This window comes from Streptomyces sp. NPDC126510, from assembly GCF_040302345.1.
In the GTDB taxonomy this organism is placed as follows: Bacteria; Actinomycetota; Actinomycetes; order Streptomycetales; family Streptomycetaceae; genus Streptomyces.
Genome location: NZ_JBEORR010000016.1, coordinates 171800 through 197213 on the forward strand (window position 1 = coordinate 171800; position 25414 = coordinate 197213).

Annotated in this window: 24 protein-coding genes; 7 read left to right on the top strand and 17 right to left on the bottom strand. The window is 71.7% G+C overall.

Annotation, left to right across the window (positions count from 1 at the left end; all coding sequences use genetic code 11):
- Positions 1–106 precede the first annotated feature (106 nt).
- Complete coding sequence (locus ABTX60_RS23795) at positions 107–892, top strand: DUF4253 domain-containing protein (RefSeq protein ID WP_352099014.1); 786 nt, start codon at positions 107–109, stop codon at positions 890–892.
- Here the strand turns inward: ABTX60_RS23795 and ABTX60_RS23800 are convergent.
- On the bottom strand, positions 858–2090 hold the full coding sequence (locus ABTX60_RS23800) for an aminotransferase-like domain-containing protein (protein ID WP_352099015.1): 1233 nt from the start codon (positions 2088–2090) through the stop codon (positions 858–860). The two genes, ABTX60_RS23795 and ABTX60_RS23800, sit on opposite strands and share 35 nt — an antisense overlap.
- A gap of 126 nt (positions 2091–2216) precedes the next feature.
- Positions 2217–3119 carry an SAM-dependent methyltransferase gene (locus ABTX60_RS23805; protein WP_352099016.1) on the bottom strand — a complete coding sequence of 301 codons (903 nt, stop codon included), beginning with the start codon at positions 3117–3119 and terminating at the stop codon, positions 2217–2219.
- 77 nt (positions 3120–3196) lie between these two features.
- Here ABTX60_RS23805 and ABTX60_RS23810 point away from each other — a divergent pair, with 77 nt between their 5' ends.
- The gene (locus tag ABTX60_RS23810; protein WP_352099017.1) at positions 3197–3562 is read left to right on the top strand and encodes a hypothetical protein; all 366 of its coding nucleotides are present in this window, start codon (positions 3197–3199) and stop codon (positions 3560–3562) included.
- 14 nt (positions 3563–3576) lie between these two features.
- On the opposite strand, the gene ABTX60_RS23815 is transcribed toward ABTX60_RS23810, so the two are convergent.
- A complete protein-coding gene (locus ABTX60_RS23815; RefSeq protein ID WP_352099018.1) occupies positions 3577–5085 on the bottom strand; it encodes a helix-turn-helix domain-containing protein in 1509 nt (502 codons plus the stop codon).
- 228 nt (positions 5086–5313) lie between these two features.
- On the opposite strand from ABTX60_RS23815, the gene ABTX60_RS23820 reads away from it, so the two are divergent.
- The gene (locus tag ABTX60_RS23820; RefSeq protein WP_352099019.1) at positions 5314–5952 is read left to right on the top strand and encodes a DUF4232 domain-containing protein; all 639 of its coding nucleotides are present in this window, start codon (positions 5314–5316) and stop codon (positions 5950–5952) included.
- 8 nt (positions 5953–5960) lie between these two features.
- On the opposite strand, the gene hemB is transcribed toward ABTX60_RS23820, so the two are convergent.
- The gene (gene hemB / locus ABTX60_RS23825) at positions 5961–6959 is read right to left on the bottom strand and encodes a porphobilinogen synthase (protein WP_352099020.1); all 999 of its coding nucleotides are present in this window, start codon (positions 6957–6959) and stop codon (positions 5961–5963) included.
- Positions 6960–7257: 298 nt separating this feature from the next.
- Between hemB and ABTX60_RS23830 the strand changes: the two genes are divergently transcribed.
- Positions 7258–8646 carry an FAD-binding oxidoreductase gene (locus ABTX60_RS23830; RefSeq protein ID WP_352099021.1) on the top strand — a complete coding sequence of 463 codons (1389 nt, stop codon included), beginning with the start codon at positions 7258–7260 and terminating at the stop codon, positions 8644–8646.
- A gap of 33 nt (positions 8647–8679) precedes the next feature.
- Here the strand turns inward: ABTX60_RS23830 and ABTX60_RS23835 are convergent, their stop codons facing one another.
- The 5 genes from ABTX60_RS23835 to ABTX60_RS23855 all read right to left on the bottom strand — a co-directional run bounded on the left by ABTX60_RS23835 (position 8680) and on the right by ABTX60_RS23855 (position 14458).
- Positions 8680–10386, bottom strand: a complete 1707-nt coding sequence (locus ABTX60_RS23835) for a bifunctional uroporphyrinogen-III C-methyltransferase/uroporphyrinogen-III synthase (RefSeq protein WP_352099022.1) — start codon at positions 10384–10386, stop codon at positions 8680–8682.
- Positions 10383–11342, bottom strand: a complete 960-nt coding sequence (gene hemC, locus ABTX60_RS23840; protein ID WP_352099023.1) for a hydroxymethylbilane synthase — start codon at positions 11340–11342, stop codon at positions 10383–10385. The genes ABTX60_RS23835 and hemC overlap by 4 nt, the downstream gene beginning before the upstream one ends.
- Entirely contained in the window at positions 11339–13105 is a 1767-nt protein-coding gene (locus ABTX60_RS23845) for a glutamyl-tRNA reductase (protein ID WP_352099024.1), read from the bottom strand. The genes hemC and ABTX60_RS23845 overlap by 4 nt, the downstream gene beginning before the upstream one ends.
- Positions 13102–13866 carry a redox-sensing transcriptional repressor Rex gene (locus ABTX60_RS23850; RefSeq protein WP_352099025.1) on the bottom strand — a complete coding sequence of 255 codons (765 nt, stop codon included), beginning with the start codon at positions 13864–13866 and terminating at the stop codon, positions 13102–13104. The genes ABTX60_RS23845 and ABTX60_RS23850 overlap by 4 nt, the downstream gene beginning before the upstream one ends.
- Positions 13867–14179: 313 nt before the next feature.
- Positions 14180–14458: a glutaredoxin family protein gene (locus ABTX60_RS23855; RefSeq protein WP_352099026.1), complete on the bottom strand. Its 279-nt coding sequence runs from the start codon at positions 14456–14458 to the stop codon at positions 14180–14182.
- 163 nt (positions 14459–14621) lie between these two features.
- Here ABTX60_RS23855 and ABTX60_RS23860 point away from each other — a divergent pair, with 163 nt between their 5' ends.
- The 3 genes from ABTX60_RS23860 to ABTX60_RS23870 all read left to right on the top strand — a co-directional run bounded on the left by ABTX60_RS23860 (position 14622) and on the right by ABTX60_RS23870 (position 18152).
- Positions 14622–15539, top strand: a complete 918-nt coding sequence (locus ABTX60_RS23860; protein ID WP_352099027.1) for an HAD family hydrolase — start codon at positions 14622–14624, stop codon at positions 15537–15539.
- 349 nt (positions 15540–15888) lie between these two features.
- Entirely contained in the window at positions 15889–16659 is a 771-nt protein-coding gene (locus ABTX60_RS23865; RefSeq protein ID WP_030840376.1) for an ECF subfamily RNA polymerase sigma factor, BldN family, read from the top strand.
- A gap of 236 nt (positions 16660–16895) precedes the next feature.
- On the top strand, positions 16896–18152 hold the full coding sequence (locus ABTX60_RS23870) for a DUF5667 domain-containing protein (protein WP_352099028.1): 1257 nt from the start codon (positions 16896–16898) through the stop codon (positions 18150–18152).
- A 65-nt stretch (positions 18153–18217) separates the two neighbouring features.
- On the opposite strand, the gene ABTX60_RS23875 is transcribed toward ABTX60_RS23870, so the two are convergent.
- From ABTX60_RS23875 to ABTX60_RS23910, 8 genes are all read right to left on the bottom strand, one after another.
- Positions 18218–19273: a lysophospholipid acyltransferase family protein gene (locus ABTX60_RS23875; RefSeq protein ID WP_352099029.1), complete on the bottom strand. Its 1056-nt coding sequence runs from the start codon at positions 19271–19273 to the stop codon at positions 18218–18220.
- 14 nt (positions 19274–19287) lie between these two features.
- Positions 19288–20349 carry an NAD-dependent epimerase/dehydratase family protein gene (locus tag ABTX60_RS23880; protein WP_344467285.1) on the bottom strand — a complete coding sequence of 354 codons (1062 nt, stop codon included), beginning with the start codon at positions 20347–20349 and terminating at the stop codon, positions 19288–19290.
- A 221-nt stretch (positions 20350–20570) separates the two neighbouring features.
- A complete protein-coding gene (locus ABTX60_RS23885; protein WP_003948845.1) occupies positions 20571–20669 on the bottom strand; it encodes a 30S ribosomal protein bS22 in 99 nt (32 codons plus the stop codon).
- Positions 20670–20825: 156 nt separating this feature from the next.
- Positions 20826–21038, bottom strand: a complete 213-nt coding sequence (locus tag ABTX60_RS23890; RefSeq protein ID WP_004984898.1) for a helix-turn-helix domain-containing protein — start codon at positions 21036–21038, stop codon at positions 20826–20828.
- Between the two features lie 129 nt (positions 21039–21167).
- Entirely contained in the window at positions 21168–21983 is an 816-nt protein-coding gene (locus ABTX60_RS23895) for a phosphatase (RefSeq protein WP_352099030.1), read from the bottom strand.
- Between the two features lie 244 nt (positions 21984–22227).
- Positions 22228–23400: an acetoin utilization protein AcuC gene (locus ABTX60_RS23900; protein WP_352099031.1), complete on the bottom strand. Its 1173-nt coding sequence runs from the start codon at positions 23398–23400 to the stop codon at positions 22228–22230.
- A complete protein-coding gene (locus ABTX60_RS23905) occupies positions 23351–24568 on the bottom strand; it encodes an MFS transporter (protein WP_352099032.1) in 1218 nt (405 codons plus the stop codon). The genes ABTX60_RS23900 and ABTX60_RS23905 overlap by 50 nt, the downstream gene beginning before the upstream one ends.
- Positions 24569–24656: 88 nt before the next feature.
- Positions 24657–25301: an HAD family hydrolase gene (locus tag ABTX60_RS23910; RefSeq protein ID WP_352099033.1), complete on the bottom strand. Its 645-nt coding sequence runs from the start codon at positions 25299–25301 to the stop codon at positions 24657–24659.
- Between the last annotated feature and the right edge of the window lie 113 nt (positions 25302–25414).

A 25414-nucleotide genomic window follows, 5' to 3' on the forward strand; every position in this document is an offset into this window, starting at 1 on the left:
GGGCGGCACTCCTCTGAGGAGTGCCGCTTTCGGGCGTTGCGGAACCACTGCTCCGACGGTCGCCGGGCCGGTCGGGATGTCGGTGGCCGGCTCTACAGTCACCACCATGGCGACTCTTCCCAACCCCCTGCCGACCCTGGCGGCAGACCCGAGCGGCGGCTCGCTCGGCCTTCGGCTCCCCGCTGGGACGCTCCTCGACACCACCGATAAGGGCCCCTGGCACGAGCCGCTGCTGTGGTGCGCGGACGGACGGGCTCTTCCGGGCGGCTGGGCGGCACTGGAGCCGGCCCGCCGGGCGGGACTGCTGCCCCTCGTGCTGGAGACGGGCGACGGCCATGGCGGGCCGGACCGATGGGAGTTGATGCCCGGCGAGGTGTCCTACCCCGGGGACCACGACGCTGAGGAGGTGCTCGCCGAGTACTGGGAGGAGTACGCCGCGCGGGGAGAGGCATGGCCCGGACCGGCCGGGCCTCTCGACCGGGGCCGGGACCCGGACGCCCTGGCCGCCGACGTCGCGGACGCCCTGCTCGGCGACGGCGGCCCGTTCAAAGAGCCCCGCCTCGCCCTGGTCCCGGCCCGCCGCAGCGCGGACCTCCCGACGGCGATCGGGTGGACGGGGCCGGTGAACCACGAGGGCGACACGGCCCGGCTCAGCGCGGTGCTCCGCTCCTGGGAGGACCGCTTCGGCATACGCGTCGTGGCCCTCGGCTTCGATCACCTGCTGGTGTCCGTGGCGAGCCCGCCCACCACCCCGGCCGCCGCGCAGGCCGTCGCCGCCGAGCACTTCGCGTTCTGCCCCGACAACATCCACCAGGGCACGGACCCGAGCCTCACGGCCTATGCCGATCAGCAGGTCCTCAACCAGCGGACGTGGCACTTCTGGTGGGACTGAGCCCCTCCCCCAGCCGGCGCAGCCCCTCCCCGATCTCCTCGGGCGTCTGCGTCACGAAGCACAGCCGCAGGGTCGTCCGGTCGGGCGTGCCGGCGTAGAAGGGTGCGCCGGGGACGTAGGCCACGTTCTGCCGGACCACCTGCGGCAGCAGCGCCGTCGTGTCGTACGGCTCCGGTAGCCGGGCCCAGAGGAACATGCCGCCCTCGGGCCGGTTCCAGACCGACCCCGAGGGCAGCGCCCCGGCGAGCCCGGAGAGCATCGCGTCGCGGCGTTCGCGGTACACGCCGGCGACGCGGGCGACATGGGCGTCGAGGTCGTTGTCGGCGAGGTAGCGGGCCGCGGCGAGCTGGTTGACGGTCGGGGTGTGCAGGTCGGCGGCCTGCTTGGCGACGGCACAGGCCCGCCTCAGCTCCCCGGGCGCCCGCAGCCAGCCCAGCCGCAGCCCCGGTGCCATGACCTTGGAGAAGCTGCCGAGCAGCACGGTCCGGTCCTCGGCGCCCGGGTGGGCGGCGATCCACGGCACGCGCTCACCGTCGTAGCGCAGCTCGCCGTAGGGGTCGTCCTCGACGATCCACAGGCCGCGCCGGGCGGCGACTCCGGCCACGGCTGCGCGGCGTTCGGCGGGCAGGGTCCGCCCGGTCGGGTTCTGGAAGGTGGGCACGGTGTAGAGCAGCTTGGGCCGCTCCCGCACGACGAGTTCCTCCAGGGCCCCGGGGTCGACGCCGTGTTCGTCGCCGGGCACGGCCACGATGCGCGCCCCGGCGAACCCGAAGGCCTGAAGTGCCGCCAGATAGCAGGGGTTCTCGACGAGGACGGTGTCGCCGGGTTCGAGGAGCGCGGTGGCCAGGAGCGAAAGCGCCTGCTGGGAACCGGTGGTGACGAGCAGGTCGTCGGGGCCGGTCGGCAGACCGCGCGCGGTGGTCCGGGCGGCGAGCGCGTCCCGCAGCGCGGGTTCGCCCTCGGTGGTGGAGTACTGCAGCGCCCGCGCGGGCGCCCCGGCGAGCACGGCCTCGTACGCGGCGGCGATGCCCTGGGCGTCGAACAGTTCCGGCGCCGGGAGCCCGCCCGCGAAGTTGATCACGTCGGGGCGGGCGGTGACGGCGAGGATGTCGCGTACGGGAGAGCCGCCGACGGCCCGCGCCCGCGCGGCCAGGGGCGGCACGGGAGAGTGGGTGGGCAGGGGCTCGGCGACGGTCATGACACGACTCCTTCGGCTGCGGTGACGCCTGGTGCCCCGCAGCCTAGAGAGGTACGTGCCGTCTACAAGCAGGTTTCCGGGATCCGGACGCCGGGCGCGCACGGACGCGGCCCCGGAACCCCCGGCTCACCCCTTCGCGCCGATCGCCGCGTACACGTTGATGTCCGCGTCCGTGACGTCGTTGATGTCGCGGTACCGCACCTTGTCGATCTCCTCCAGCCCCGCGAGGAAGGACTCCTCCGGCTGCTCGGGGACGGGGGCGGCGTGGTCGGGCCGCCAGCGGTGTGCGGGGACGACCCCCGGGTCGGCGATCTCCAACTGGTTCTCGGTGAAGAACCGCTCGATGTCGGCCCGGGAACGCAGCACGAAAGTGAAGCCGCGCTCGGTGTAGGTGCGTTGGACCGCGCGGATGTTCTCGGGGTTGAGATCGTCGGTGAGGTGGCTCAGGACCAGCCGGCTGCCGACGGGCAGTTCGTCGAGCAGCCCGCTCACCAGCGGATAGGCCTCCTCGTCGGCGACGAAGTGCAGGATCGCGACCAGGCAGAGCGCGACCGGCTGGTCGAAGTCCAGGGTCTTGGCGGCCTGTTCGAGGATGCGGGCCGGGTCGCGGAGGTCGGCGTCGATGTAGTCCGTGCGCCCCTCGGGGCCGCTGGTCAGCAGGGCGCGGGCGTGTGCGAGCACCACGGGGTCGTTGTCGACGTACACGACCCGCGACTCGGGTGTGATGCGCTGCGCGATCTGGTGCACGTTCTCGGCGGTGGGCAGCCCGGTCCCGATGTCGAGGAACTGCCGGATGCCGTCCTGTTCCACGAGCGTGGTCACCGCGCGCCGGAGGAAGTCACGGTTGTGCCGGACGTCGAGGTACCCGCGCGGGTTGGCGGCCAGCGCGGCGGCGGCCGCGTCCCGGTCGGCGGGGTAGTGGTCCTTGCCGCCGAGGAAGACGTCGTAGACCCGGGCCGGGTGCGCCTTGCTGCTGTTGATCCTCCTCTGCAGCTCGGCGGGATCCTGGCTGAGGGCGTCACCGGACATGGACGTCTCCCTGAAGAGTGTGTAGTTCAACCAACAACTACTACGACGGTCAACAACCTAACGGTTCAACTGATTTGATGGTGCCCGTGCAAAACGACATCCGAGCGACGACGACCCTCTGGCGCCCCACCGGCCCCAAGGAGCTGGACCTGGTCCGGGACCTCGACTGGCGCGCCTGGCCGCCCCGGCTTCCCGAGCAGCCGATCTTCTACCCGGTCCTCGACGAGGACTACGCCATCAAGATCGCCCGCGACTGGAACGTGAAGCACGACGGGGCCGGCTTCGTCACCCGGTTCGAGGTCGACACCGAGTTCCTGACCCGCTACCCGGTCCGGCAGGCCGGCGGCCGCACCATCCTGGAGCTGTGGGTCCCGGCCGAGGAACTCGACGAGTTCAACGCCCACATCGTCGGAAAGATCGAGCTGGTCCACGAGTTCCACTGAGCCGTCCCGCGGCACTACTGCGTGGTCCCCTCCTCGACCCACTCCTCGCCGCCCAGCGGGAACTCGTAGGCCGGACGCCCGTTGTTGCCGCTCGTACGGAAGGGCCGGCCGTGGTCGTCCACGGTCAGCGTGCCCGTCCGGCCCCCGCTGGACCAGCGCAGCTCCAGGTACCAACTGACGTCGTACGCGGAGGCGTCGGCCCGGATGTAGTACATCTCGGGGTCGCTCTCACTCACCTTGAAGGGGAAGTCCGCGTGCCCCGCGTCCGGCACCACCCCGGGGCGCGCGGCGTCGAGGGCGACCGTGAAGAACCTGGTCGGCACGCCACCGCCGCAGCCGACGCCCGGATACCCCATGGCGTAGTCGTTCCAGGCGAGCGGCGCCCGCTTGCCGGCCGTCCGGACCGTCAGCCCCTTGACGACCACGGTCTCCTTGCCTTTCCCCTGCACGGTCAGCTTCAGCAACTGCTCCCCCGACGGCACGGCTCCCATCGCCGCCACCCAGCCCGGCGCGCCCTGCTCCATCGGCGGCGGTCGGACCTGCCCCGGCGGCAGATTCACCAGATAGCGCTGGGAGCAGGGGCTCTCCCATGCGTGCGGCTCGGTGGTCACGGTGAGAGGAACGGCGGCGGGGGCGGCATCACGGCCCGGGCGCTCGGCCCTTGCGGTGGCGGAGGCCGAGGGGGGAGGCGCCGAGGCACTCGCCTTCTCCTCCTTCTCCCTGTCCTTGCCCTTGCCCTTGCCCTTGCCCACGCTTTCGTCCTCGCTGCCCTTGGAGGACGAACCGGCCGAGGGCGACACGGAGGCCGTCGTGCCCGCCCTCTCCGGCGCACCGGCACCGCCGGAGGCCACCGCCGCTCCGGGCCGTCTCCGCCCCTCGTCGTCGGCCCCGCCCTGGGGAACGGCCACGGCCAGGCCGACCCCGCCGAGGACCACGGCCGCGGCGACCCCGGCGAGGACCGCCCGGCGACGGCTCCGGCCCGCGGGCGGCTGTTCCGGCACGGGAACCTCGGCGTCCGGGGACTGCTCGCGCGCGGGAACCTCGGCGTCCGCGGGCCCGGCCGGCGCAGGAACGGCGGCATCCGCGGGCCCGGCCGGCGCAGGAACGGCGGCATCCGCGGGCCCGGCCGCGCCCGGCGCCGGAACGTCGACCGCCCCCGCGGCAGAGATCACCTCCGCAGCGCTGCTCCCCGCCCCAACACTCCCGGCAGAAGCGCTCCCCGAACCACCGCTCCGCGTACCACCGCTCCGCGTACCGCCGCTCCCCTTGCGCGCCCGCCCCGCGTCCGCCAGCACCCAGCGCCGGTGCAGCTCGACGAGTTCCGTCGGCGACGCCTTGCACAGCCGGGCGAGCCGCTCCACCGGCGCGTAATCGGTCGGCACGGCATCCCCGTTGCAGTACCGGTGCAGCGTCGACGTACTGATGTGGAGCCGCTTGGCGAGCACCCCGTAGCTCAGCCCCGAGCGCTCCTTCAACTCCCCCAACAGCGCGGCGAATTCCCCCGCCGTCGTGCCTTCCGACACTGCCCCTCCATGCCCCGTGTCCCGTTCCCCCGTTCCAGGGAATGACTGTTCTCCCTGGTCAGAGCATGTGCGGGCGTTCCAACATCCCTGATCTCCCGCCTGGTCTGGCGGCCGGGACGGATCACCGCACAAGCTCTGGTCATCCAAGCACGCCGCTCCCGGCCCACCGGCAGCGCGACCCACCCGGGCCCGCTTACCCACCGTCTTTGTCCGAAAGGAAACGCAAGCATGCGCAAGTACCGCGCCCTTCCCGTCGCCCTCCTGGCCGCCCTCGCCCTGACGGCATGCCAGGACGGCACCGGCACGAAGGACGAGGGAGCCGCCCACCCCGAGCCGGCCTGGGCGACCGTCCCGGCCCAGCAGGTCACGAAGGCCACCAAGGCCACGCAGGGCGTGAAGGACGTGAAGGACGTGACGCCGGCGAAGGACACCACCGCTGCCCGTGTCTCCTGCAACGGCTCCAACACCACCGTCACCGCCCAGCCGGTCCGCCGCCCCGTCAACCACATGCTGCTCACGGTGAAGAACACCGGCTCGAAGACGTGCGACCTGACGTACTACCCGATGCTGCGCTTCGACGAGATGCAGTGGGCGCCGCGGCCGATCGAGGACTCCCAGCCGCAGGCGGTGGTGACCCTGGCCCCCGGCGAGTCCGGCTACGCGGGCGTCTCGCTGTCGGCGGCCGACGGCAGCGGCGAGTGGGGCACCACCGGCCGCAAGCTCACGGTCGGCTTCCAGGGCCGCACGCCGAACAGCGACGGCGGCCCCTCGGCGATCCCGGTCCTGCCGGCCAAGGGCGTGTACTACGACAGCACCCTGAAGGTCACCTACTGGCTGCGCGACATGGACGACGCGCTGTCCTACTGAGCCCCGCTCTACCGGTCCTTGAGCTTCTGGGCCACTTCGGTGGCCCAGTAGGTGAGGATGCTGCGCGCACCGGCCCGCCGGATACCGGTCAGGGCCTCCATGATCGCCCGGTCCCGGTCGATCCAGCCCTTCTCGGCGGCGGCCTCGATCATCGAGTACTCGCCGGAGATCTGGTAGGCGGCGACCGGCACGTCCACCTCGTCCGCGACCCGGGCGAGGATGTCCAGGTAGGGCCCGGCCGGCTTGACCATCACCATGTCGGCGCCCTCCTCCAGGTCGAGGGCGAGCTCGCGCAGCGACTCCCGGATGTTCGCGGGATCCTGCTGGTAGGTCTTGCGGTCCCCCTGCAGGGACGAGCCGACGGCCTCACGGAAGGGCCCGTAGAAGGCGGAGGCGTACTTGACGGTGTAGGCGAGGATCGCGACGTCCTCCCGTCCGATCTGGTCGAGTGCGTCACGGACGACCCCGACCTGCCCGTCCATCATCCCGCTGGGCCCGACGACATGGGCGCCGGCGTCGGCCTGCACCTGGGCCATCTCGGCGTACCGCTCCAGGGTGGCGTCGTTGTCGACCCGTCCCTGCTCGTCGAGCACGCCGCAGTGCCCGTGGTCGGTGGTCTCGTCGAGGCACAGGTCGGACATGACGAGCAGGTCGTCGCCGACTTCGGCGCGCACGTCCCGCAGGGCGACCTGGAGGATCCCGTCCGGGTCGGTGCCCGGCGTCCCGAGCGCGTCCTTCTTCGACTCCTCCGGCACGCCGAACAGCATGATCCCGGAGATCCCCGCCGCGACCGCCTCCGCGGCGGCCTTCTTCAGGCTGTCCCGGGTGTGCTGCACGACCCCCGGCATGGCCGCGATCGGCACGGGCTCGCTGACGCCCTCCCGCACGAAGGCCGGAAGAATGAGATCGGCGGGGTGCAGTCGGGTCTCGGCGACCATCCGACGCATCACGGGGTTGGTCCGCAACCGCCGCGGCCGAGTACCGGGGAAAGATCCGTACGTCGTCATGCCCCCTACGCTACGCCCGCCCCAAACCCCCCGATACCGACGCCCTGTCGGCCCCGAGCGCACTCGCGCACCGACCTCGCCGCGGGCATGCGTGCCGCTAGGGGCGGCACGGGTGGGCGCGGCAGCACCCCGCTCCGCCGGGCTGCGAAACCCCCCGCCTCCAGCCCCCACGCCGAGCACCTCGCAGCCCGCAGCCCCGCGATGCGCCCGACAATCTCCGGGTCCATCCTGAAACAACAAGGACCCCGACGGCCCCCACACCGCCGCCGTCCCTCCGTACGCCCCCACGGAGGACGCGATGACAGCCCACCCCCACACCCCAGACCTCTTCGCCCTCTCGGAGATCAACGGCCCGGTCCTGCGCCCCGGCGCCCCCGCCTACGCCGACGAGGTCACCGGCTTCAACCTGGCCGCCCTCCACACCCCGGACGTCGTCGTAGGAGCCACCGGCCCCGACGACATCGTCACCGCCATGCGCTGGGCGAACGCCACCCACACCCCCGTAGCGGTCCAGGCCACCGGCCACGGCGCCAACTTCCCGATCGAGCACGGCCTGCTGATCAGCACGGCCCGCATGACGGACGTCGACGTGGACCCCACCACCCGCACCGCCACCATCGCCGCGGGCGCCAAGTGGAGCGACGTCATGGCCGCGGCCGCCCCTCACGGTCTGGCGGGCCTGTGCGGCACCTCCACGGACGCGGGCGTCGTCGGCTACACCCTGGGCGGCGGGCTCCCGGTCCTCGGCAGGGCCTACGGCTACGCCGCCGACCTGGTCCGCTCCTTCCAGGTCGTCACCCCGGACGGGCACCTGCGCGAGTCGGATCCCCGGCACGAACCGGAACTCTTCTGGGCACTGCGCGGCGGCAAGGGCAACGTGGGCATCGTGACCTCGCTGGTCACCGAACTGCTGCCGCTGCCCCGCCTCTACGGCGGTGGCCTGTACTGCCACGCCGAGCACACGCAGGCCCTGCTGCGCGCCTGGAAGGACTGGACCCGCACCGTCCCCGACGCGATGTGCAGCATGTTCTCCGTCCTGCGCCTGCCGCCGATCCCCCAGATCCCCGAGCCGCTGCGCGGCGGCTTCTGGGCCCGGGTCGCGATCGCCTGGCCGGGCGACACGGCCGAAGGGGAGGCCCTGATCGCCCCCCTGCGGGACGCCGCACCCGTGGCCGTCGACCTGGTCGAGGAGATGGACCACGCGGCCCTGGACCGCATCCACATGGAACCGCAGGACCCGCTCCCGGCACGGGAGTGCTGCATGCTCCTGCGCGACCTGCCGCCCGAGGCCGTCGACACGTTCCTGGAGCAGGTCGGCCCCGCGGCCGGCGCCGACCACCCGCTGCTGGTCGCCTCACTGCGGCACATGGGCGGCGCGCTGGCCCGCCCGTCGGCCGTCGAGGACGCCGTCTGCGCCCGCGACGCCCGCTACTTCATGGAGTCGGTCGGCATCATGCCCGCCCCACCCGTCGCCGAGGCCGTCGAACAGGCGACGCGCCGCCTCTACAACGCCATGGCCCCGTACGGCACGGGCCGCACCATGGTCAACATCCACGGCACCCCCGGCGACGACCAGGACCGCGCCCGCGCCTGGACCCCGGAGGTCTACGCACGCCTACGCCACGACAAGGCCGTCTACGACCCGGACAACCTGCTGCGCTACGGCCACGCGGTGACACCCGCGTAGCCGCAGCGGCGGCAGTAGCGCAGTCGGCACCGCTCAGGTGGTCGACCGCCGCCGCCTGGCCCCCGGCCGCCGCTCGCTCGGCCGCGTCACCGGGTCCCCGGCCTCCACGGCCGCCATGCGGCGCTTCGCGCCGAAGTCGGCCAGGGCTTCCGCCAGCTTGTGGACGGACGGCTCGGGAGCCATGACGTCCACCCTCAGCCCGTGCTCCTCGGCGGTCTTCGCCGTGGCCGGGCCGATACACGCGATCACCGTGACGTTGTGCGGCTTGCCGGCGATGCCGACCAGGTTCCGCACGGTGGAGGACGACGTGAACAGCACGGCGTCGAAACCGCCGCCCTTGATCGCCTCACGGGTCTCCGCCGGGGGAGGCGAGGCCCGTACGGTCCGGTAGGCCGTGACGTCGTCGACCTCCCAGCCGAGCTCGATCAGCCCGGCCACCAGCGTCTCCGTGGCGATGTCGGCACGCGGCAGGAACACTCTGTCGATCGGGTCGAAGACCGGGTCGTAGGGCGGCCAGTCCTCCAACAGACCCGCGGCCGACTGCTCGCCGCTGGGCACCAGGTCCGGCTTCACACCGAACGCGATCAGCGCGTTCGCCGTCTGCTCGCCCACGGCCGCGACCTTGATGCCCGCGAAGGCACGCGCGTCGAGCCCGTACTCCTCGAACTTCTCCCGCACGGCCTTGACCGCGTTCACCGAGGTGAAGGCGATCCACTCGTAGCGGCCCGTCACGAGGCCCTTGACCGCCCGCTCCATCTGCTGGGGCGTGCGCGGCGGCTCGACGGCGATCGTCGGCACCTCGTGCGGCACGGCCCCGTACGACCGCAGCTGGTCGGAGAGCGACGCCGCCTGCTCCTTCGTACGCGGCACGAGCACCTTCCAGCCGAACAGCGGCTTGGACTCGAACCACGCGAGCTGGTCGCGCTGGGCGGCGGCGGAACGCTCACCGACCACGGCTATCACCGGCCGGCCGCCCTCGGGCGAGGGCAGCACCTTGGCGTGCTTCAGCGTCTGCGCGATCGTGCCGAGCGTGGCGGTCCAGGTGCGCTGCCGGGTGGTCGTACCGGCGACGGTGACCGTCATCGGGGTGTCCGGCTTGCGCCCGGCGGAGACGAGCTCGCCGGCGGCCGCCGCGACGGAGTCCAGCGTCGTGGAGACGACGACCGTGCCGTCCGACGCACCGACCTCCGTCCAGCACCGGTCCGACGCCGTCCGCGCGTCCACGAACCGCACGTCCGCGCCCTGCGCGTCCCGCAGCGGGACACCGGCGTAGGCGGGCACACCGACGGCGCTCGCGATACCGGGGACGACCTCGAAGGGCACCCCGGCGGCGGCGCACGCCAGCATCTCCTCGGCGGCGTACGTGTCGAGGCCGGGGTCCCCGGACACCGCACGCACGACCCGCCTGCCGCCCCGCGCGGCCTCCATGACAAGATGTGCGGCATCCCGCACCGCGGGGACCGCGGCGGTGGTTGACGTGCCGTCAACTACCGTCAGCTGGGGCGCTCCTGTGCCCGGAGCCGGATCCTGGGAAGGACCCGGGTCCGTGTGCACCTCGGAGACGCCCTGCCTGGCGTGCTGACGTACGACGTCGAGCACCTCGTGCTCGGCGACGAGGACGTCCGCGCTCGCCAGCGCCTCCACGGCGCGCAGAGTTAGCAGTCCCGGATCTCCGGGTCCGGCACCCAGGAAGGTGACGTGCCCGTGTTCAGGACCGGCGGAAAGGGCGGTGGGGCTCAATGTGCTCGCTCCCCCATCAGACCGGCCGCGCCCTGGGCGAGCATCTCGGCCGCGAGTTCGCGACCGAGCGCCATTGCCCCGTCGTGCGTCTCGGGCACGGGACCGGTGGTGGACAGCTGCACCATGCGCGTGCCGTCGGTGGTCCCGACGACGGCGCGCAGGCGCATTTCCTTGACAGTCTGCCCGTCGGCCAGATGGTCGGCCAAGGCGCCCACGGGGGCGCTACAGCCGGCCTCCAGGGCGGCGAGCAGTGATCGCTCGGCCGTCACGGCGATCCGCGTGAACGGGTCGTCGAGTTCGGCGAGCGCGGCGATGAGGTCCGCGTTGCCCGCGGTGCACTCGATCGCCAGGGCCCCCTGGCCGGGGGCGGGCAAAACCGTGTCGACCGACAGGAAGTCGGTCGCTTCGTCGCCGCGGCCGATCCGGTTCAGTCCGGCGGCGGCCAGCACGACGGCGTCGAGCTCCCCGCTGCGCACGAACCCGATGCGGGTGTCGACGTTGCCGCGGATCGGGACCGTCGCTATGTCCAGGCCGTGGCTGCGGGCGTACGCGTTGAGCTGCGCCATGCGGCGCGGCGAACCCGTACCGATGCGGGCCCCGGAGGGCAGGTCGGTGAACTTCAGGTCGTCCCGGGCGACGATCACGTCCCGCGGGTCCTCACGCACCGGTACGGCGGCCACGACCAGCTCGTCGGGCTGCGTGGTCGGCAGGTCCTTCAGCGAGTGCACCGCGAAGTCGACCTCGCCCTTGAGCAGCGCGTCGCGCAGGGCGGTCACGAACACGCCGGTGCCGCCGATCTGGGCGAGCTGCTCGCGCGAGACATCGCCGTACGTGGTGATCTCGACGAGCTCGACGGGCCTCCCGGTCACCCGGCTCACGGCTTCCGCCACCTGCCCGGACTGGGCCATGGCGAGCCTGCTGCGCCGGGTGCCGAGCCTCAGCGTCTTGTCCTTCATGCCGGCCCTCGGTCTCTCTGGGTGGTGCTTTCCTCGGCCCGGGAGACGGCGGCCACCGTCTCGGGGTCGAGGTCGAACAGGGTCCGCAGCGCGTCCGCGTACCCGGCGCCGCCGGGTTCGGCCGCGAGTTGCTTGACCCGCACGGTCGGCGCGTGGAGCAGTTTGTCGACCACGCGCCGCACGGTCTGGGTGATCTCCGCTCGGTGCTTGTCGTCGAGACCGGGCAGCCGCCCGTCCAGCCGGGCGATCTCGCCGGCCACGACGTCGGCGGCCATGGTGCGCAGGGCGACCACGGTCGGCGTGATGTGCGCGGCCCGCAGGGCTGCCCCGAAGGCCGCGACCTCGTCGGAGACGATACGCCGGACCTGGTCCACATCGGCAGCCATCGGAGCGCCCGCGGAGGCCTCCGCCAGCGATTCGATGTCCACCAGCCGCACCCCGGCCAGCCGGTGCACGGCCGCGTCGATGTCGCGCGGCATCGCGAGGTCCAGCAGGAACAGCACGGGCTCGGGCCGCTGCGGCTCCTCGACCGGCTCGGGCCGACGCCGCTCGGGGATCCGCCCGACGGTGGCGACGGTCGCGGCGAGAGCGGCGATGGCGTCGGTGTCGGCGGCCGGGTCGAGCGTGCCGGCCCCGGCCGGCCGGGCCGGGCCGGCCGCACGCCGGTCGCCGCCCACCGTGCCGTTGTCCACCCACGCCGCGTGCTGCTCCAGGTCGGCGGCGGCCATGCCGGCCACGGCGGCCTCGCCCAGCACGGAGAACCCTGCGGTGCCCTGCACCGCGGACAGGTCCAGCGGGCAGCCGTCCTCGCTGCCGAGGCTCGTGCCCGACGGGCCGCTGAGCTGTGCTCCGGCCGCGGCGCCGGACGCGCCGCCCGGCGCCCCCGGCCCGTCCTCGCCAGGTCCGCCCGACGGCTCGGGCCTGCGGCCCTCGATCGCCTCGGCGACGGACTCCGCCGTCAGGACCAGGCCCGTCGCGCCGGTACAGGAGACGGTGACGTCGGCACGTGTCAGCTCGGCCGGCACCGACTCCATCGGTACCGCGCGGGCCGCCACGTCCGTGTCGTCGCCCTCCATGAGGATCTCGGCGAGGCGCTCGGCCCGGTCGAAGGTGCGGTTGGCGACGACGATCTCGGCGACCCCGGCCCGCGCGAGCGTGGCCGCGGCCAGGGAGGACATCGACCCGGCCCCGATGACCAGGGCCTTCTTGCCCCGGGCCCACTGCTGCACGTCCCCGCCCCGGGCCAGCTGCTCCAGGCCGAAGGTGACCAGGGACTGGCCGGCTCGGTCGATGCCGGTCTCGGAGTGGGCGCGCTTGCCGACCCGCAGGGCCTGCTGGAACAGGTCGTTCAGGAGACGGCCGGCGGAGTGCAGCTCCTGCGCCCGGGCCAGGGAGTCCTTGATCTGGCCGAGGATCTGCCCCTCGCCGACGACCATCGAGTCGAGCCCGCAGGCCACCGAGAACAGGTGGTGGACGGCCCGGTCCTCGTAGTGCACGTAGAGATAGGGAGTGAGCTCCTCGAGGCCGACCCCGCTGTGCTGGGCGAGCAGCGTGGACAGCTCGGCGACACCGGCGTGGAACTTGTCCACGTCGGCGTAGAGCTCGATGCGGTTGCAGGTGGCGAGCACCGCGGCCTCGGCGGCCGGCTCGGCGGCGACCGTGTCCTGGAGCAGCTTGACCTGCGCGTCCGCGTTGAGCGCGGCCCGCTCCAGCACGCTGACCGGCGCGCTGCGGTGACTGAGTCCGACGACGAGGAGGCTCATGCCGGCATCACGGCGGGCATGTCCCCGTCGGGCCCCTGGTCGGCGGAGTCGCTGCGGGCGGCGGCGGTGGGGACGCCACCGTCGGAGGCGGCGGCCTCCTCCCCGGCCTTGCGCTGCTCGTGGAAGGCGAGGATCTGCAGCTCGATGGAGAGGTCGACCTTGCGCACGTCGACGCCCTCGGGGACGGACAGCACGGTCGGCGCGAAGTTCAGGATGGAGGTGACACCGGCGGCCACGAGCCGGTCGCAGACCGCCTGGGCGGCACCGGCGGGGGTGGCGATGACACCGATCGACACGCCGTTGTCCTGGATGATCTTCTCCAGGTCGTCGGAGTGCTGCACCGGGATCCCGGCGACGGGCTTGCCGGCCATGGCCGGGTCGGCGTCGATCAGCGCGGCGACGCGGAACCCGCGGGAGGCGAAGCCGCCGTAGTTGGCGAGGGCGGCGCCGAGGTTTCCGATACCGACGATCACGACCGGCCAGTCCTGGGTGAGCCCCAGTTCGCGGGAGATCTGGTACACGAGATACTCGACGTCGTAGCCGACACCCCTGGTCCCGTAGGAGCCGAGGTAGGAGAAGTCCTTGCGCAGCTTCGCGGAATTGACCCCCGCCGCGGCCGCGAGCTCCTCGGAGGAGACCGTGGGAACCGAGCGCTCCGACAACGCGGTCAGGGCGCGGAGGTACAGCGGAAGCCGGGCGACGGTGGCCTCGGGAATCCCTCGGCTGCGGGTCGCCGGTCGGTGAGTTCGGCCAGTTGCCACGGTGCTCCTGCGGGTAGAGCGGGGCTGTAGGCGGTCATACGTCCCTACATGACCGCCCCGTCGAATGCAGGCTATGTCTTTGTGAACGCGTGCACAAAGATGGTGTCCGATTTGCCCGGCCAACGTGACCGGGGTCACGCGCCCCCGGCGCACGCGCAGGGAACCGGCGCCCAGGCGCCGCCGTTCCTTGTCTTCTGGGGGCAAAACCGCACACTCTCCTCAGTGAATCCCGCCCCCGAGATCAAGCCACCATCGATCCTAAGCGACCCGGCGGCCCCTTTGGACTGATCGGTCAGTCGCCCACCGGGCGGGATCAGTCGGTCAGCGCCTTGCGCAAGCGGCCCTCGTTCACGCGCCAGAACGTGTGCTGCCTGCCGTCCACCAGCACGACCGGGATCTGCTCCCAGTACTGGTCGTGCAGATCCCGATCCTCGGTGATGTCCTTCTGCTCCCAGGGGACTCCCAGATCACCGCACACCTTCTCCACAACGACCTGTGCGTCATCACACAGATGGCAGCCGGGCTTGCGGATCAGGGTGACGAGCCGGTCACCGGAGGGCCTGCGGCGGAAGAGGGAACTCATGTCGGCCATTGTCGCGCGCCCGCGGACAAGCGGAACCCCGGCGAAAGCCCCGGCGGACACGCCGACCGCGTCCGTTCCGCACGGCGTCTTTTGACGACATGCTTGCCGAGAGTTCACACGCCCCCAACCTTCCGACTCCGGAACCCCCGAACAAACTGGCTATGCTCACGCCATGGCCGCTCTCGGATGGCTCACTCCCCGTAGGCGCTCCGCCACGGCGCGGAGCGTTTTGGCAGGCGAGGCCTCGGCGGAGGCAGCCCGCAAGTCCACGCAGGAAGTCGCCGGCACGACCGAGGAACCGCAGTTCCCGGTGCACGGCGACGACCAGGCCGCCGCCTTCTTCGACCTGGACAACACCGTCATGCAGGGCGCGGCCCTCTTCCACTTCGGGCGGGGCCTGTACAAGCGGAAGTTCTTCGAGACGCGCGAGCTGGCGAAGTTCGCCTGGCAGCAGGCATGGTTCCGCCTCGCCGGGGTCGAGGACCCCGAGCACATGCAGGAGGCCCGCGACTCGGCCCTGTCGATCGTCCAGGGCCACCGCGTCGCCGAACTGCAGTCGATCGGCGAGGAGATCTACGACGAGTACATGGCCGAGCGCATCTGGCCCGGCACTCGCGCCCTCGCCCAGGCCCACCTGGACGCCGGCCAGAAGGTGTGGCTGGTGACGGCCGCCCCCGTCGAGATCGCCACGGTCATCGCCCGCCGCCTCGGCCTGACCGGCGCCCTCGGCACGGTCGCCGAGTCCGTCGACGGCGTCTACACCGGCAAACTCGTCGGCGAGCCGCTGCACGGCCCCGCGAAGGCCGAGGCCGTGCGCGCCCTGGCCGCCGCCGAGGGCCTGGACCTCGGCCGCTGCGCCGCCTACAGCGACTCGCACAACGACATCCCGATGCTCTCCCTGGTCGGCCACCCCTACGCCATCAACCCGGACAGCAAGCTGCGCAAGCACGCCCGGCAGCTGGACTGGCGGCTGCGCGACTACCGCACGGGCCGCAAGGCGGCCAAGGTCGGCATCCCGGCCGCGGCGGGCGTCGGCGCGGTCGCGGGTGGCACGGCGGCCGCCATCGCCCTGCACCGCCGGCGCCGCTGACCACCTGATCAAACCGGGACACGAATGTTTGCGGCCTGACAATCGCCGTAAATCCAACTGGCGTACCCCCACAACCTCCCCTCCAGTCCTCTTGGCTGCACACGGCCACAACACGCCCTGCACTCGGGCGCAATCCGAAGCATTCCGATCAACAACCGGTCACGCACCGGCACTTGATCCGGCGTCAATCGGTTACGGAAGCGACGTAACCGATGATTTGAGCAACTCGGTGTAGCAGTGCCTGCACGAAGCGTTATTCTCCTCAGACGCAAACCGGTACCCCTCCGTCGCTACGACGGGTGAAAGGTCCCGCACTGCACGTGATGGAAGCTCTGCCTCTGGGAGTCCCGTGTACCCACACGTCGGGGTTGACGCCTCGGGCCTGGCTACGCTGCGCGCAACGGTCCAAGACCTGTTGCGCGGCTTCGTCCCCACCGCGTACGCCGTCCCCGCATTCGCCACCGCCGCGCCCGTAGGCCCTTGCTACGCACTGGCCGACGGCAGCGCCGCGGTCGGCAGACGAGGGCGCCCCTCCGGCGCGGCCACCGCACGCCGGCCTGCCGCGGACAGCGACAGCGCCCGCATGATGGACCTCGTTGAGCGCGCCCAGGCCGGCGAGTCCGACGCCTTCGGCCGCCTCTACGACCAGTACAGCGACACCGTCTACCGGTACATCTACTACCGGGTCGGAGGAAAGGCGACCGCCGAGGACCTCACCAGCGAGACCTTTCTGCGCGCCCTGCGCCGCATCGGCACCTTCACCTGGCAGGGCCGCGACTTCGGCGCCTGGCTCGTGACCATCGCCCGCAACCTCGTCGCGGACCATTTCAAGTCCAGCCGGTTCCGCCTGGAGGTCACCACCGGCGAGATGCTCGACGCCAACGAGGTCGAGCGCTCCCCCGAGGACTCCGTCCTCGAGTCCCTCTCCAACGCCGCCCTGCTCGACGCCGTACGGCGGCTCAACCCCCAGCAGCAGGAGTGCGTGACGCTCCGCTTCCTCCAAGGCCTCTCCGTGGCCGAGACCGCCCGGGTGATGGGCAAGAACGAGGGCGCCATCAAAACCCTCCAGTACCGGGCCGTCCGCACCCTCGCCCGGCTGCTCCCGGAAGACGCCCGCTGACCGAACGGCACACTCGGCGACACTCAACTCACGGAACGTGAAAGTCCGTTGACTTCGGCATCCGATCAGCCGGAGTCCGTAACCCAAGTGCCACACCGCTCGTTGTGCGGAATGCAGACTCCCTGTGGTCACCCCCTGGCCGGCTCCGGTCACTCGATCGTGTGGTCGAGGTCAGGGTGTGCAACCCTCAGGACCCCCTGGGGAGTCGACCGTCATGACGAGAGGAGGTGCCGCCAGTGATCGCGAACGTATCGGCGCACCGGCGGGCGAACGCCTTCGCCCAGGCCCTGGAGGAGCAGTCCGAGCAGGGCCCGGCGGCCGAGCAGCCCGAAGGATCGGCACCGGCCCCGGCCACCGCGGAACCGAGCGAACAGGCCCGCCATCTGGCGCTCGCCTCGGGGCTCGGCGCGTTGCCCAAGCCGGAGCTCGACCCGGAGGTCAAGGTCGTCCAGCGGGCCCAGCTGGTGGCGGCCTTCGAGGCCATGCTCCAGGAGGGCACCGTGGGCGGCGGGGCGACGGACAGCGCGGTCCCGGGGCAGCGTTCCCGCGCCCGCGGGGCGCACCGCGCGGGTTCACTGAAGAAGTTCCGGCCGCGTTCCCGGCTCGCCAAGGGCCTCACCGCGGGCGGACTCAGCGTCGGGGTCGCCGCGAGCGCCTTCGGCGGAGTTTCCGCCGCCAGCTCGGACGCCCTTCCCGGCGACTCGCTCTACGGCCTCAAGCGCGGCATCGAGGACGTCAAGCTCGGCCTCGCCGACGGGGCGGACGAGCGTGGCCGGGTCTATCTCGACCACGCCTCCACCCGGCTCAGCGAAGCCCGCCGGCTGATGGAGCGAGGCCGCAGCGGCCCGCTGGACCACGAGTCCCTCGGCGAGATCCGCCGTGCCCTGTCGGGCATGCGACACGACGCGTCGGAGGGCCACCGGCTGCTGAGCGAGGCGTACGAGCACGATCCGGACTCACTCGGCCCCATCCAGGCCCTGTCCGCTTTCTCCCGCTCCCACCGCGAGGCCTGGGGTGAACTGCGCGATCGACTGCCCGTCCAGCTCGGGGACGTCAGCCGGGAGGTGTCGTCCGTCTTCGACGCCATAGAGGAGGACGTCGCCCCGCTGCGCTCCCTGCTGCCCGAGCCCCCGGCCACCAACGGCGGCGACGGCAAGCGGCAGGGCGTCTCCGAGTCCGCTCCCAGCGGCTCCTCCGGCACGGGCCGCTCGACCCGCCCCAGCGACAGCGGTGGCAGGCACAGCGACGAGCACAGCACCGGCAGCGGCAACGGCAGTGGCAGCCCCAGCCGCTCGGCCGGCTCCGGTGACGACAGTGACGGCCTGCTCGGCGGCAACACCGGCGGCCTGCTCGACCCGCCCAAGAACAGCGAGACCAGCACCTCCCCGTCCGCGGGGGGCAACACACCCGTCCCCGAGCCGGATGTGACACTCCCGCCCCTCCTGCCCGGCCTGCTGCCCGGCCTGGGCATCGACAGCGAGGACGCGAACTAGGCGACGCCATGACAGCGGGGGCGCCCCTTCGGGAAGGGCGCCCCCGTCGTCGTACGCGGACAGGCTCAGAAGAACACCGACCGCCGCTGCACGAGCAACTTGTACAGCGTGTGCTGGATCTGCTCCCTGACCTGGTCGGTCAGGTTGAACATCAGCATCGGGTCCTCCGCCGCCTCCGGCGGATAGCCGTCCGTGGGGATCGGCTCGCCGAACTGGATCGTCCACTTGGTCGGCAGCGGAATCGCCCCGAGCGGCCCCAGCCACGGGAACGTCGGCGTGATCGGGAAGTACGGGAAGCCCAGCAGCCGCGCGACCGTCTTGGCGTTGCCGATCATCGGGTAGATCTCCTCCGCCCCGACGATCGAGCAGGGCACGATCGGCGTCCCCGCGCGCAGCGCCGTCGAGACGAAACCGCCACGGCCGAAGCGCTGCAGCTTGTAGCGGTCCGCGAAGGGCTTGCCGAGTCCCTTGAAGCCCTCGGGCATCACCCCGACCAGTTCGCCCTGCTCCAGCAGCCGGGAGGCGTCCTCGGCGCACGCCAGGGTGTGACCCAGCTTGCGGGCCAGCTCGTTGACCACCGGCAGCATGAACACCAGATCGGCGGCCAGCAGCCGCAGATGCCGGCCCGCCGGGTGGTTGTCGTGCACGGCGACCTGCATCATCAGGCCGTCCATCGGCAGGGTGCCGGAGTGGTTGGCGACGATCAGGGCACCGCCCTCGGACGGGATGTTCTCGATGCCCTTCACCTCGACCCGGAAGTACGTGTCGTACAGCGGGCGCAGCAGCGACATCAGGACCTGGTCGGTGAGTTCCTCGTCGTAGCCGAAGTCGTCGACCTCGTAGTCGCCGGTGAGGCGGCGGCGCAGGAAGGCCAGACCACCCGCGATCCGCCGTTCCAGCCCGCTCCCGCCGTCCGGGGAAGGCTCCGGCGGCTGTTCCTCGGAAGTCACAGGAACATCATCCTGCGGAACAGCCCTGGTGGGCAGGGGCTGCACCTCACGCACCGGCACGGACTCCGCGTCCGCGCGGCGGTTCCCGGCGCTCCGGCGCCGCTGGGGACGCTGCGCGGCGCTCCCCCGGGACCGGTCGTCGTCGAACGGAATGACCTTGGCGTCCGCCATCGTTGATGCGCTCCTCAGTTGGCGCTCTGCGTCGGGGAGTGTCCGCCGCCCGCGAGGGGCAGGCCGGCGATCCGGTCGACGGCCCCCGCGAGGGCCTCCGGCGGAAGGAGTCCGGGGCCCTGGCTGCGGGCGAAGTCCGCGAACGTCTCCGCGGTCGTGTACTTGGGCTGGAATCCCAGCGTCTCGCGCATCTGGCCCGTGGCCACTACCCGGCCGTGCGTGAGCAGCCGGATCTGCTCGGGCGAGAAATCCGTCATTCCCAGCGTACGCACCAGCGAGCCCGCCCAGGTGACGGCCGGGAGCAGCAGGGGCACGGTGGGGCGGCCGAGGCGCCGGGAGCACTGCGAGAGCAGCAGCACACCGTCGCCGGCGATGTTGAAGGTGCCGCTGTTGAGCGTGCCGCGCCGGGGCTCGTGGGAACCGAGCCGCAGCACCTCGATCACGTCGTCCTCGTGCACGAACTGCAGCCTGGGGTCGTAGCCGAACACGGTCGGCAGGACCGGCAGCGCGAAGTACGACGCGAGCGGGGTGTCCGCGGTCGGGCCGAGGATGTTGGCGAACCGCAGCACGCACACGGCCACATCGGGCCGGCGCCGCGCGAAGCCGCGGACGTAGCCCTCGACCTCGACTGTGTCCTTCGCGAAGCCGCCGCTGGGCAGGGACTTGGGCGGGGTCGTCTCGGTGAACACGGCCGGGTCGCGGGGCGCGGAGCCGTAGACGTTCGTGCTGGACTTCACGACCAGCCGCTGCACGGCCGGGGACTTCTGGCAGGCACCGAGCAGCTGCATGGTGCCGATGACGTTGGTCTCCTTCAGGGAGGCCCGGTTGCCGCTGCCCAGCGGCGTGCCCGTCACGTCGAGGTGGACGATCGTGTCGGCGCCGGTCTCGGCGAGCACCCGCGCGATGCCGGGCTGCCGGATGTCGGCCTGGACGAAGTCCGCACCGCCCAGATGGTGCTCGGGCGGCACCGCGTCCACGGCGACGACCCGGTCGACGTCGGGGTCCCGCTGGATCCGCCGGACGAACCGGCCCCCCAGCTGACGGGCCACTCCGGTCACGAGCACGACCTTGCCCAAGATCAGCGCCTTCCTTCCAGAACCTCTCGTCACCGCCGCGTTCCCCCGTGGGGCCAACTTAGCGGGTTGCCGTTGCGCTGTGATGACCGCCCGATGCGCGAAGTGACCGAAGCCAGCCGGACGCAGGAGCCGGAGCCGGTGGCCCGTCGCGGATATGCGTGTGGCCCCCCACCGGTGGTGGGGGGCCACAGCAACGCTCTCGCGGCGTGCGCGTCGCGAACCTACTTCTTGTTGCGACGCTGGACGCGCGTGCGCTTGAGCAGCTTGCGGTGCTTCTTCTTAGCCATCCGCTTGCGCCGCTTCTTGATAACAGAGCCCACGACTACCCTCGCTCACTTCTCATCACTCGGTGTTTGGGCGCCATGGGCCCATACGACCTACGAGGGGCTAGCCTACCCGTCCGAGCGCTGAGGTCGTAATCGAGGAGGCCGGAGGGATCCCCGAGTGCCCTGTGGGGGATCCCCCCGGCCCTGCCGTCAGGCGGTTTCCACCCCCACGTAACTCTCGCGGAGGTACTCGTGAACCGCTTGCTCCGGGACGCGGAAGGACCGCCCCACACGGATCGCGGGCAGATGACCGCTGTGCACCAGCCGGTACACGGTCATCTTCGACACTCGCATCACCGAGGCGACTTCCGCCACGGTAAGGAACTGAACCTCGTTCAGAGGCCTCTCGCCAGCTGCAGCCATGACACACCTGAACCTTCCGCACTCGACGGCCACCGGCTTCCCCTTCCGGTGACTCTTCGTCGCTGCGTGCTCACTCCCCAATGTAGGGGCCAGTGATGCGAGTGGGGAAGAGGTGCACCCATCGGCGGCCTACTGTGACAGACACGCCCGATTGAGTACGTAGCGGGTAAGCGGCAGGTAGTAATGGGACCGCACGCCGTCATCAAGTGGAACGACGACGGACACGGATCCCTCGGCCTCCCCCACGAACAGCGCCGGGTCGTCCGTATCGGCCGGCCCGATGGCCTCGAACCCCAGCTGACCTGCCCCGCAGACCCATCCGTGGTCCCCGATCACCAGCTCGGGAAGGGGCCCGCCGGTCTCCGCGCAAGCGGCCAGGACGGTACGAACCGGGAGAGGTGAGTGCGTATGTGCGCCGGGCTCACAACCGGGGCGTTCGGGGCCGGGGGTCCGCACCAAGGCGACTCCTCGTACGTAGTCGAGGTTGTACGTACGTAGACCGAACCGGGTCGTTATGTCGACACGGCGACCCTGCGCGGGGGTGAGGACGGCACATCCCGCCGCCGACAGGGCGTCTGCCAGAGCGCCGTAGAAACCGAGCAGCCGGTGCGGGTGCCCGGTGCCGAGAAGCACGGGAGCACCCCGCCGGGCGGCCTCGGCGAGGCGTTCCGCGAAGGCGTCCAGCGCTGCCAGGGTCCGCTCCGGATCGATCACGTCCTGGCCGGAAACCTGCCGAGAATCGGCCGAAACACCACACCGGTCGGCCATCAGCTCGATCAACTCCCGCTGCCGCCAGGCACCTTCGGGGTCGATCCCGAGCAGCACCCGGGGGTCCCGGGCCGCGAAGAGCCGGTAACTGCGCAGGCTCTCCTCCCGCGAGGTCGCCACGGTCCCGGCGAGCCGCGCGCCCACCAGGTGCGCACGCAGGGCTTCGGTGGTCAGCACATGAAGATCGTGCGTGACCGTTCCTCCGCCTGTCCCGGAAACCCGCGAACACCGCACGGTCGGCCTAGGACCCGCCGTCGGATCAGACCGCGGCAGTCACAGGCACTCGGCGGCGGAGCTGCGGCGCCGGTGAGCCCCGCGAGCGAGCGATGAAGACCTGCGCGGCGATGCCGCGCGAGGCGAAGGGCGTCGTCTCCTGCGGGCTGATTTGAGCGACGGGCTTCCGGTGCCCGGCGTCGCCCCCTCACGCCAGCAGCCCCCGCAGCGGGAACACCGCCCGCCGGGCCGCCAGCACCGCCTGGTCCAGCCGGTCCGCCGGATCGTAGCCCTCCTCCCAGCCGGACCAGGACACGGGCCAGCGCCCGTCCGTCATCCGCGCCGGGGCCAACTGCCGTGTCCTCGCGAACACTTCCTGCCGCCAGCCCTCGGGGATCATCGCCTCGGGCTCCACCGCCCGGCCCGCGGCGATCGCGACCAGATGCGTCCAGGACCGCGGTACGACGTCCACCACCGCGTAACCGCCCCCGCCCAGGGCCACCCACCGCCCGTCGGCGTGCTCGTGCGCCAGGTCGTGACAGGCCACCTGCACGGCCCGCTGCGCGTCCAGCGACACCGCCAGGTGCGCCAGCGGATCCTCGAAGTGCGTGTCCGCCCCGTGCTGCGTCACCAGCACCTGCGGCCGGAAGTCGGCGATCAGCTCCGGGACGACCGCGTGGAACGCCCGCAGCCACCCGGCGTCCCCCGTCCCGGCCGGCAGCGCCACGTTCACCGCCGAGCCCTCCGCCGAGTCCGCCCCGGTCTCCTCCGGCCACCCGGTCTGCGGGAACAGCGTCCGCGGATGCTCGTGCAGCGAGATCGTCAGCACCCGCGGGTCCTCCCAGAACGCCGCCTGGACCCCGTCCCCGTGATGCACGTCGACGTCGACGTACGCCACCCGCTCCGCCCCGAGTTCCAGCAGCCGTGCGATGGCCAGCGAGGCGTCGTTGTAGATGCAGAACCCGGACGCACCGCCCGGCATCGCGTGGTGCAGCCCGCCCGCGAAGTTCACCGCGTGCAGCGCCTCACCCCGCCACACCGCCTCCGCCGCCCCCACCGACTGCCCGGCGATCAGCGACGACACCTCGTGCATCCCCGCGAACGCCGGATCGTCCATCGTCCCCAGCCCGTACGACTGGTCCGCCGCCCCCGGCTCCGCGGACGCGGCCTTCACCGCCCCGATGTAGTCCTGCCGGTGGACGAGCCGCAGCGTCGACTCCCCGGCCGCCCTCGCGGCGACCACGTCCACCTCACGGTCCAGCCCGAAGGCGTCGACCAGTTTCCGGGTCAGGGCGAGCCGGACCGGGTCCATCGGATGCCCCGGACCGAAGTCATAGCCCGTTACTGCCTCGTCCCACATCAGCTGTGCGCGGCCGCTCATGCCCGCCACCGTATCGGTCCGGTTGAGTCCCGAACGACCGGGCGTACACCAGCGTCACCAGCACCAACACCATCGGCACCAGCATGGCCCCGCGGTAGCTCCACAGATCCCCGAGCGCCCCGACCAACGGCGAGCCGACCAAAAACCCGACGTAGTTGAAGACGTTCAGCCGCGCCACGGCCGCATCCGAAGCCCCCGGGAACAGCCTCCCGGCCGCCGCGAACGTCTGCGGCACCAGCACACACAACCCCAGCCCCAGCAGCGTGAACCCCAGCATCCCGACCCACGCCCCGGGCGCGGCGGCCACCACGGCGAACCCGCCCGCCGCCACCAGCGCACCGGCCCGCACCACCGCGACCGCCCCGAACCGGCGCACCCCGAAGTCCCCGATCGCCCGCCCCAGCAGCGTGGTGACCATGTACACGTTGAACGGGACCGTCGCCATCTGCTCCGAGCTCCCCAGCACGTCCTGCAGATACTTGGCACTCCAGTTGGAGACCGTCGAGTCCCCGATGTACGCGACCGTCATCACCAGACACAGCGGCAGCAGCCACTTGAAGACGACCACCCCGCCCTCGTCGGCCTGCCCCTCGGCCCCGGCTGCCGTACCCCGGTCGTCGACATACCACCGGCTCCCCACCAGCACCGCCGGCAGGAGCACCAGCACGACCGGCAGATACGACACCCACAACGCCAGGTGCCAGTGCGCCCCCACCCAGGCCAACGAGGCCCCGACGATCCCGCCCAGGCTGTAGGCCGCGTGGAAGCTGAGCATGATGCTGCGCCCGTACGCCCGCTGCAGGCTCACTCCGAGCATGTTCATCGAGGCGTCCAGCACCCCTACGGCAAGCCCGAACGCCGCGAGCGCGAGCCCGAGTTCCACCATCCGCTCCCCGGCCCCGACGCCGAGCAGCCCCAGCAGCACCACGGGCTGGGACCACCGCAGCAGACGGCTCGGCGGCACCCGCTTCACCAGCCGCTCGGTGGTCACGCTCCCGACCCCGGCGAGGACCGGGACGGCGGCCAGAAACGCGGGCAGCAGCGCGTCGGAGACCCCGTAGCGGTCCTGGATGGCCGGGATCCTCGTCACGAGCAGAGCGAAGGCGACACCCTGCACCAAGAAGCCGAACGCCAACGAGGCCCTACCGCGCCGCAGCACATCTGTCATGGCGGCGAGCGTAGGGCCCCGGCTTACTCGTGGGTAGATCCAGCCAAAGATGAATTTCCCTCAGCTTCGACGGAGCCGCGGGAACGGCTCACACCAGCAGGTCGGTCAGCTCCTCCATGTGGGAGAAGAGCCGGTCCGCCCCGGACAGCTTCTCCGCCGGCGTCATCGCGGTGAGCCCGTAGACGTCCATCCCCGCCGCGCTCGCCGCCTGCACGCCCAGGGGGCTGTCCTCGATGACGACGCACCGCTGCGGCGCGACCCCCATCTTCTCGGCCGCGTACAGAAAGAGGTCGGGCGCCGGCTTGCCCCGCCCCACGTCCTGAGAGCTGAAGATCCGCTCCTCGTCGAACCACCGGTCGAGTCCCGTCGTCCGGTGTCCCACCCGGATCCGCTCATGACTCCCGGAGGAGGCGACGCAGTACGGCACTCCGTCGGCGGCCAGCTTCTCCAGCACCACGGAGGCACCGGCCACGGCCACCAGTTCCTGCTCGAACGCCGCGAACACCCGCGCGTGAAAGACGTCGTCGAATTCCTCAGGCAGCCGCCGTCCGGTCCGCTCGAGGACCAGTTCGTGAATACGGTGCATGGCCGAACCCATGTAGTCCCGAATGGACTCCTCATAGGAGGTGGGGTGCCCCAGTTCCGTGAGGTACGCCGCGAGCAACCGGTTGGAGATGGGCTCGCTGTCGACGAGCACACCGTCATTGTCGAAGATCACCAGGTCATAGCGCATGGGGTTGAGCCTAAACGTAGAAAACCCCCGCATCCGAAGATGCGGGGGTTTTCCCAAAAATTGTTCGGCGGCGTCCTACTCTCCCACAGGGTCCCCCCTGCAGTACCATCGGC

What these genes read in the sequence shown, in the direction of transcription:
- ABTX60_RS23795 (WP_352099014.1), top strand. Translation starts at nt 107, where the DNA reads ATGGCGACTCTTCCCAACCCCCTGCCGACCCTGGCGGCAGACCCGAGC.
- ABTX60_RS23800 (WP_352099015.1), bottom strand. Translation starts at nt 2,090, where the DNA reads ATGACCGTCGCCGAGCCCCTGCCCACCCACTCTCCCGTGCCGCCCCTG.
- ABTX60_RS23805 (WP_352099016.1), bottom strand. Translation starts at nt 3,119, where the DNA reads ATGTCCGGTGACGCCCTCAGCCAGGATCCCGCCGAGCTGCAGAGGAGG.
- ABTX60_RS23810 (WP_352099017.1), top strand. Translation starts at nt 3,197, where the DNA reads ATGGTGCCCGTGCAAAACGACATCCGAGCGACGACGACCCTCTGGCGC.
- ABTX60_RS23820 (WP_352099019.1), top strand. Translation starts at nt 5,314, where the DNA reads ATGCGCAAGTACCGCGCCCTTCCCGTCGCCCTCCTGGCCGCCCTCGCC.
- hemB (WP_352099020.1), bottom strand. Translation starts at nt 6,959, where the DNA reads ATGACGACGTACGGATCTTTCCCCGGTACTCGGCCGCGGCGGTTGCGG.
- ABTX60_RS23830 (WP_352099021.1), top strand. Translation starts at nt 7,258, where the DNA reads ATGACAGCCCACCCCCACACCCCAGACCTCTTCGCCCTCTCGGAGATC.
- hemC (WP_352099023.1), bottom strand. Translation starts at nt 11,342, where the DNA reads ATGAAGGACAAGACGCTGAGGCTCGGCACCCGGCGCAGCAGGCTCGCC.
- ABTX60_RS23845 (WP_352099024.1), bottom strand. Translation starts at nt 13,105, where the DNA reads ATGAGCCTCCTCGTCGTCGGACTCAGTCACCGCAGCGCGCCGGTCAGC.
- ABTX60_RS23855 (WP_352099026.1), bottom strand. Translation starts at nt 14,458, where the DNA reads ATGGCCGACATGAGTTCCCTCTTCCGCCGCAGGCCCTCCGGTGACCGG.
- ABTX60_RS23860 (WP_352099027.1), top strand. Translation starts at nt 14,622, where the DNA reads ATGGCCGCTCTCGGATGGCTCACTCCCCGTAGGCGCTCCGCCACGGCG.
- ABTX60_RS23875 (WP_352099029.1), bottom strand. Translation starts at nt 19,273, where the DNA reads ATGGCGGACGCCAAGGTCATTCCGTTCGACGACGACCGGTCCCGGGGG.
- ABTX60_RS23890 (WP_004984898.1), bottom strand. Translation starts at nt 21,038, where the DNA reads ATGGCTGCAGCTGGCGAGAGGCCTCTGAACGAGGTTCAGTTCCTTACC.
- ABTX60_RS23900 (WP_352099031.1), bottom strand. Translation starts at nt 23,400, where the DNA reads ATGAGCGGCCGCGCACAGCTGATGTGGGACGAGGCAGTAACGGGCTAT.
- ABTX60_RS23905 (WP_352099032.1), bottom strand. Translation starts at nt 24,568, where the DNA reads ATGACAGATGTGCTGCGGCGCGGTAGGGCCTCGTTGGCGTTCGGCTTC.
- ABTX60_RS23910 (WP_352099033.1), bottom strand. Translation starts at nt 25,301, where the DNA reads ATGCGCTATGACCTGGTGATCTTCGACAATGACGGTGTGCTCGTCGAC.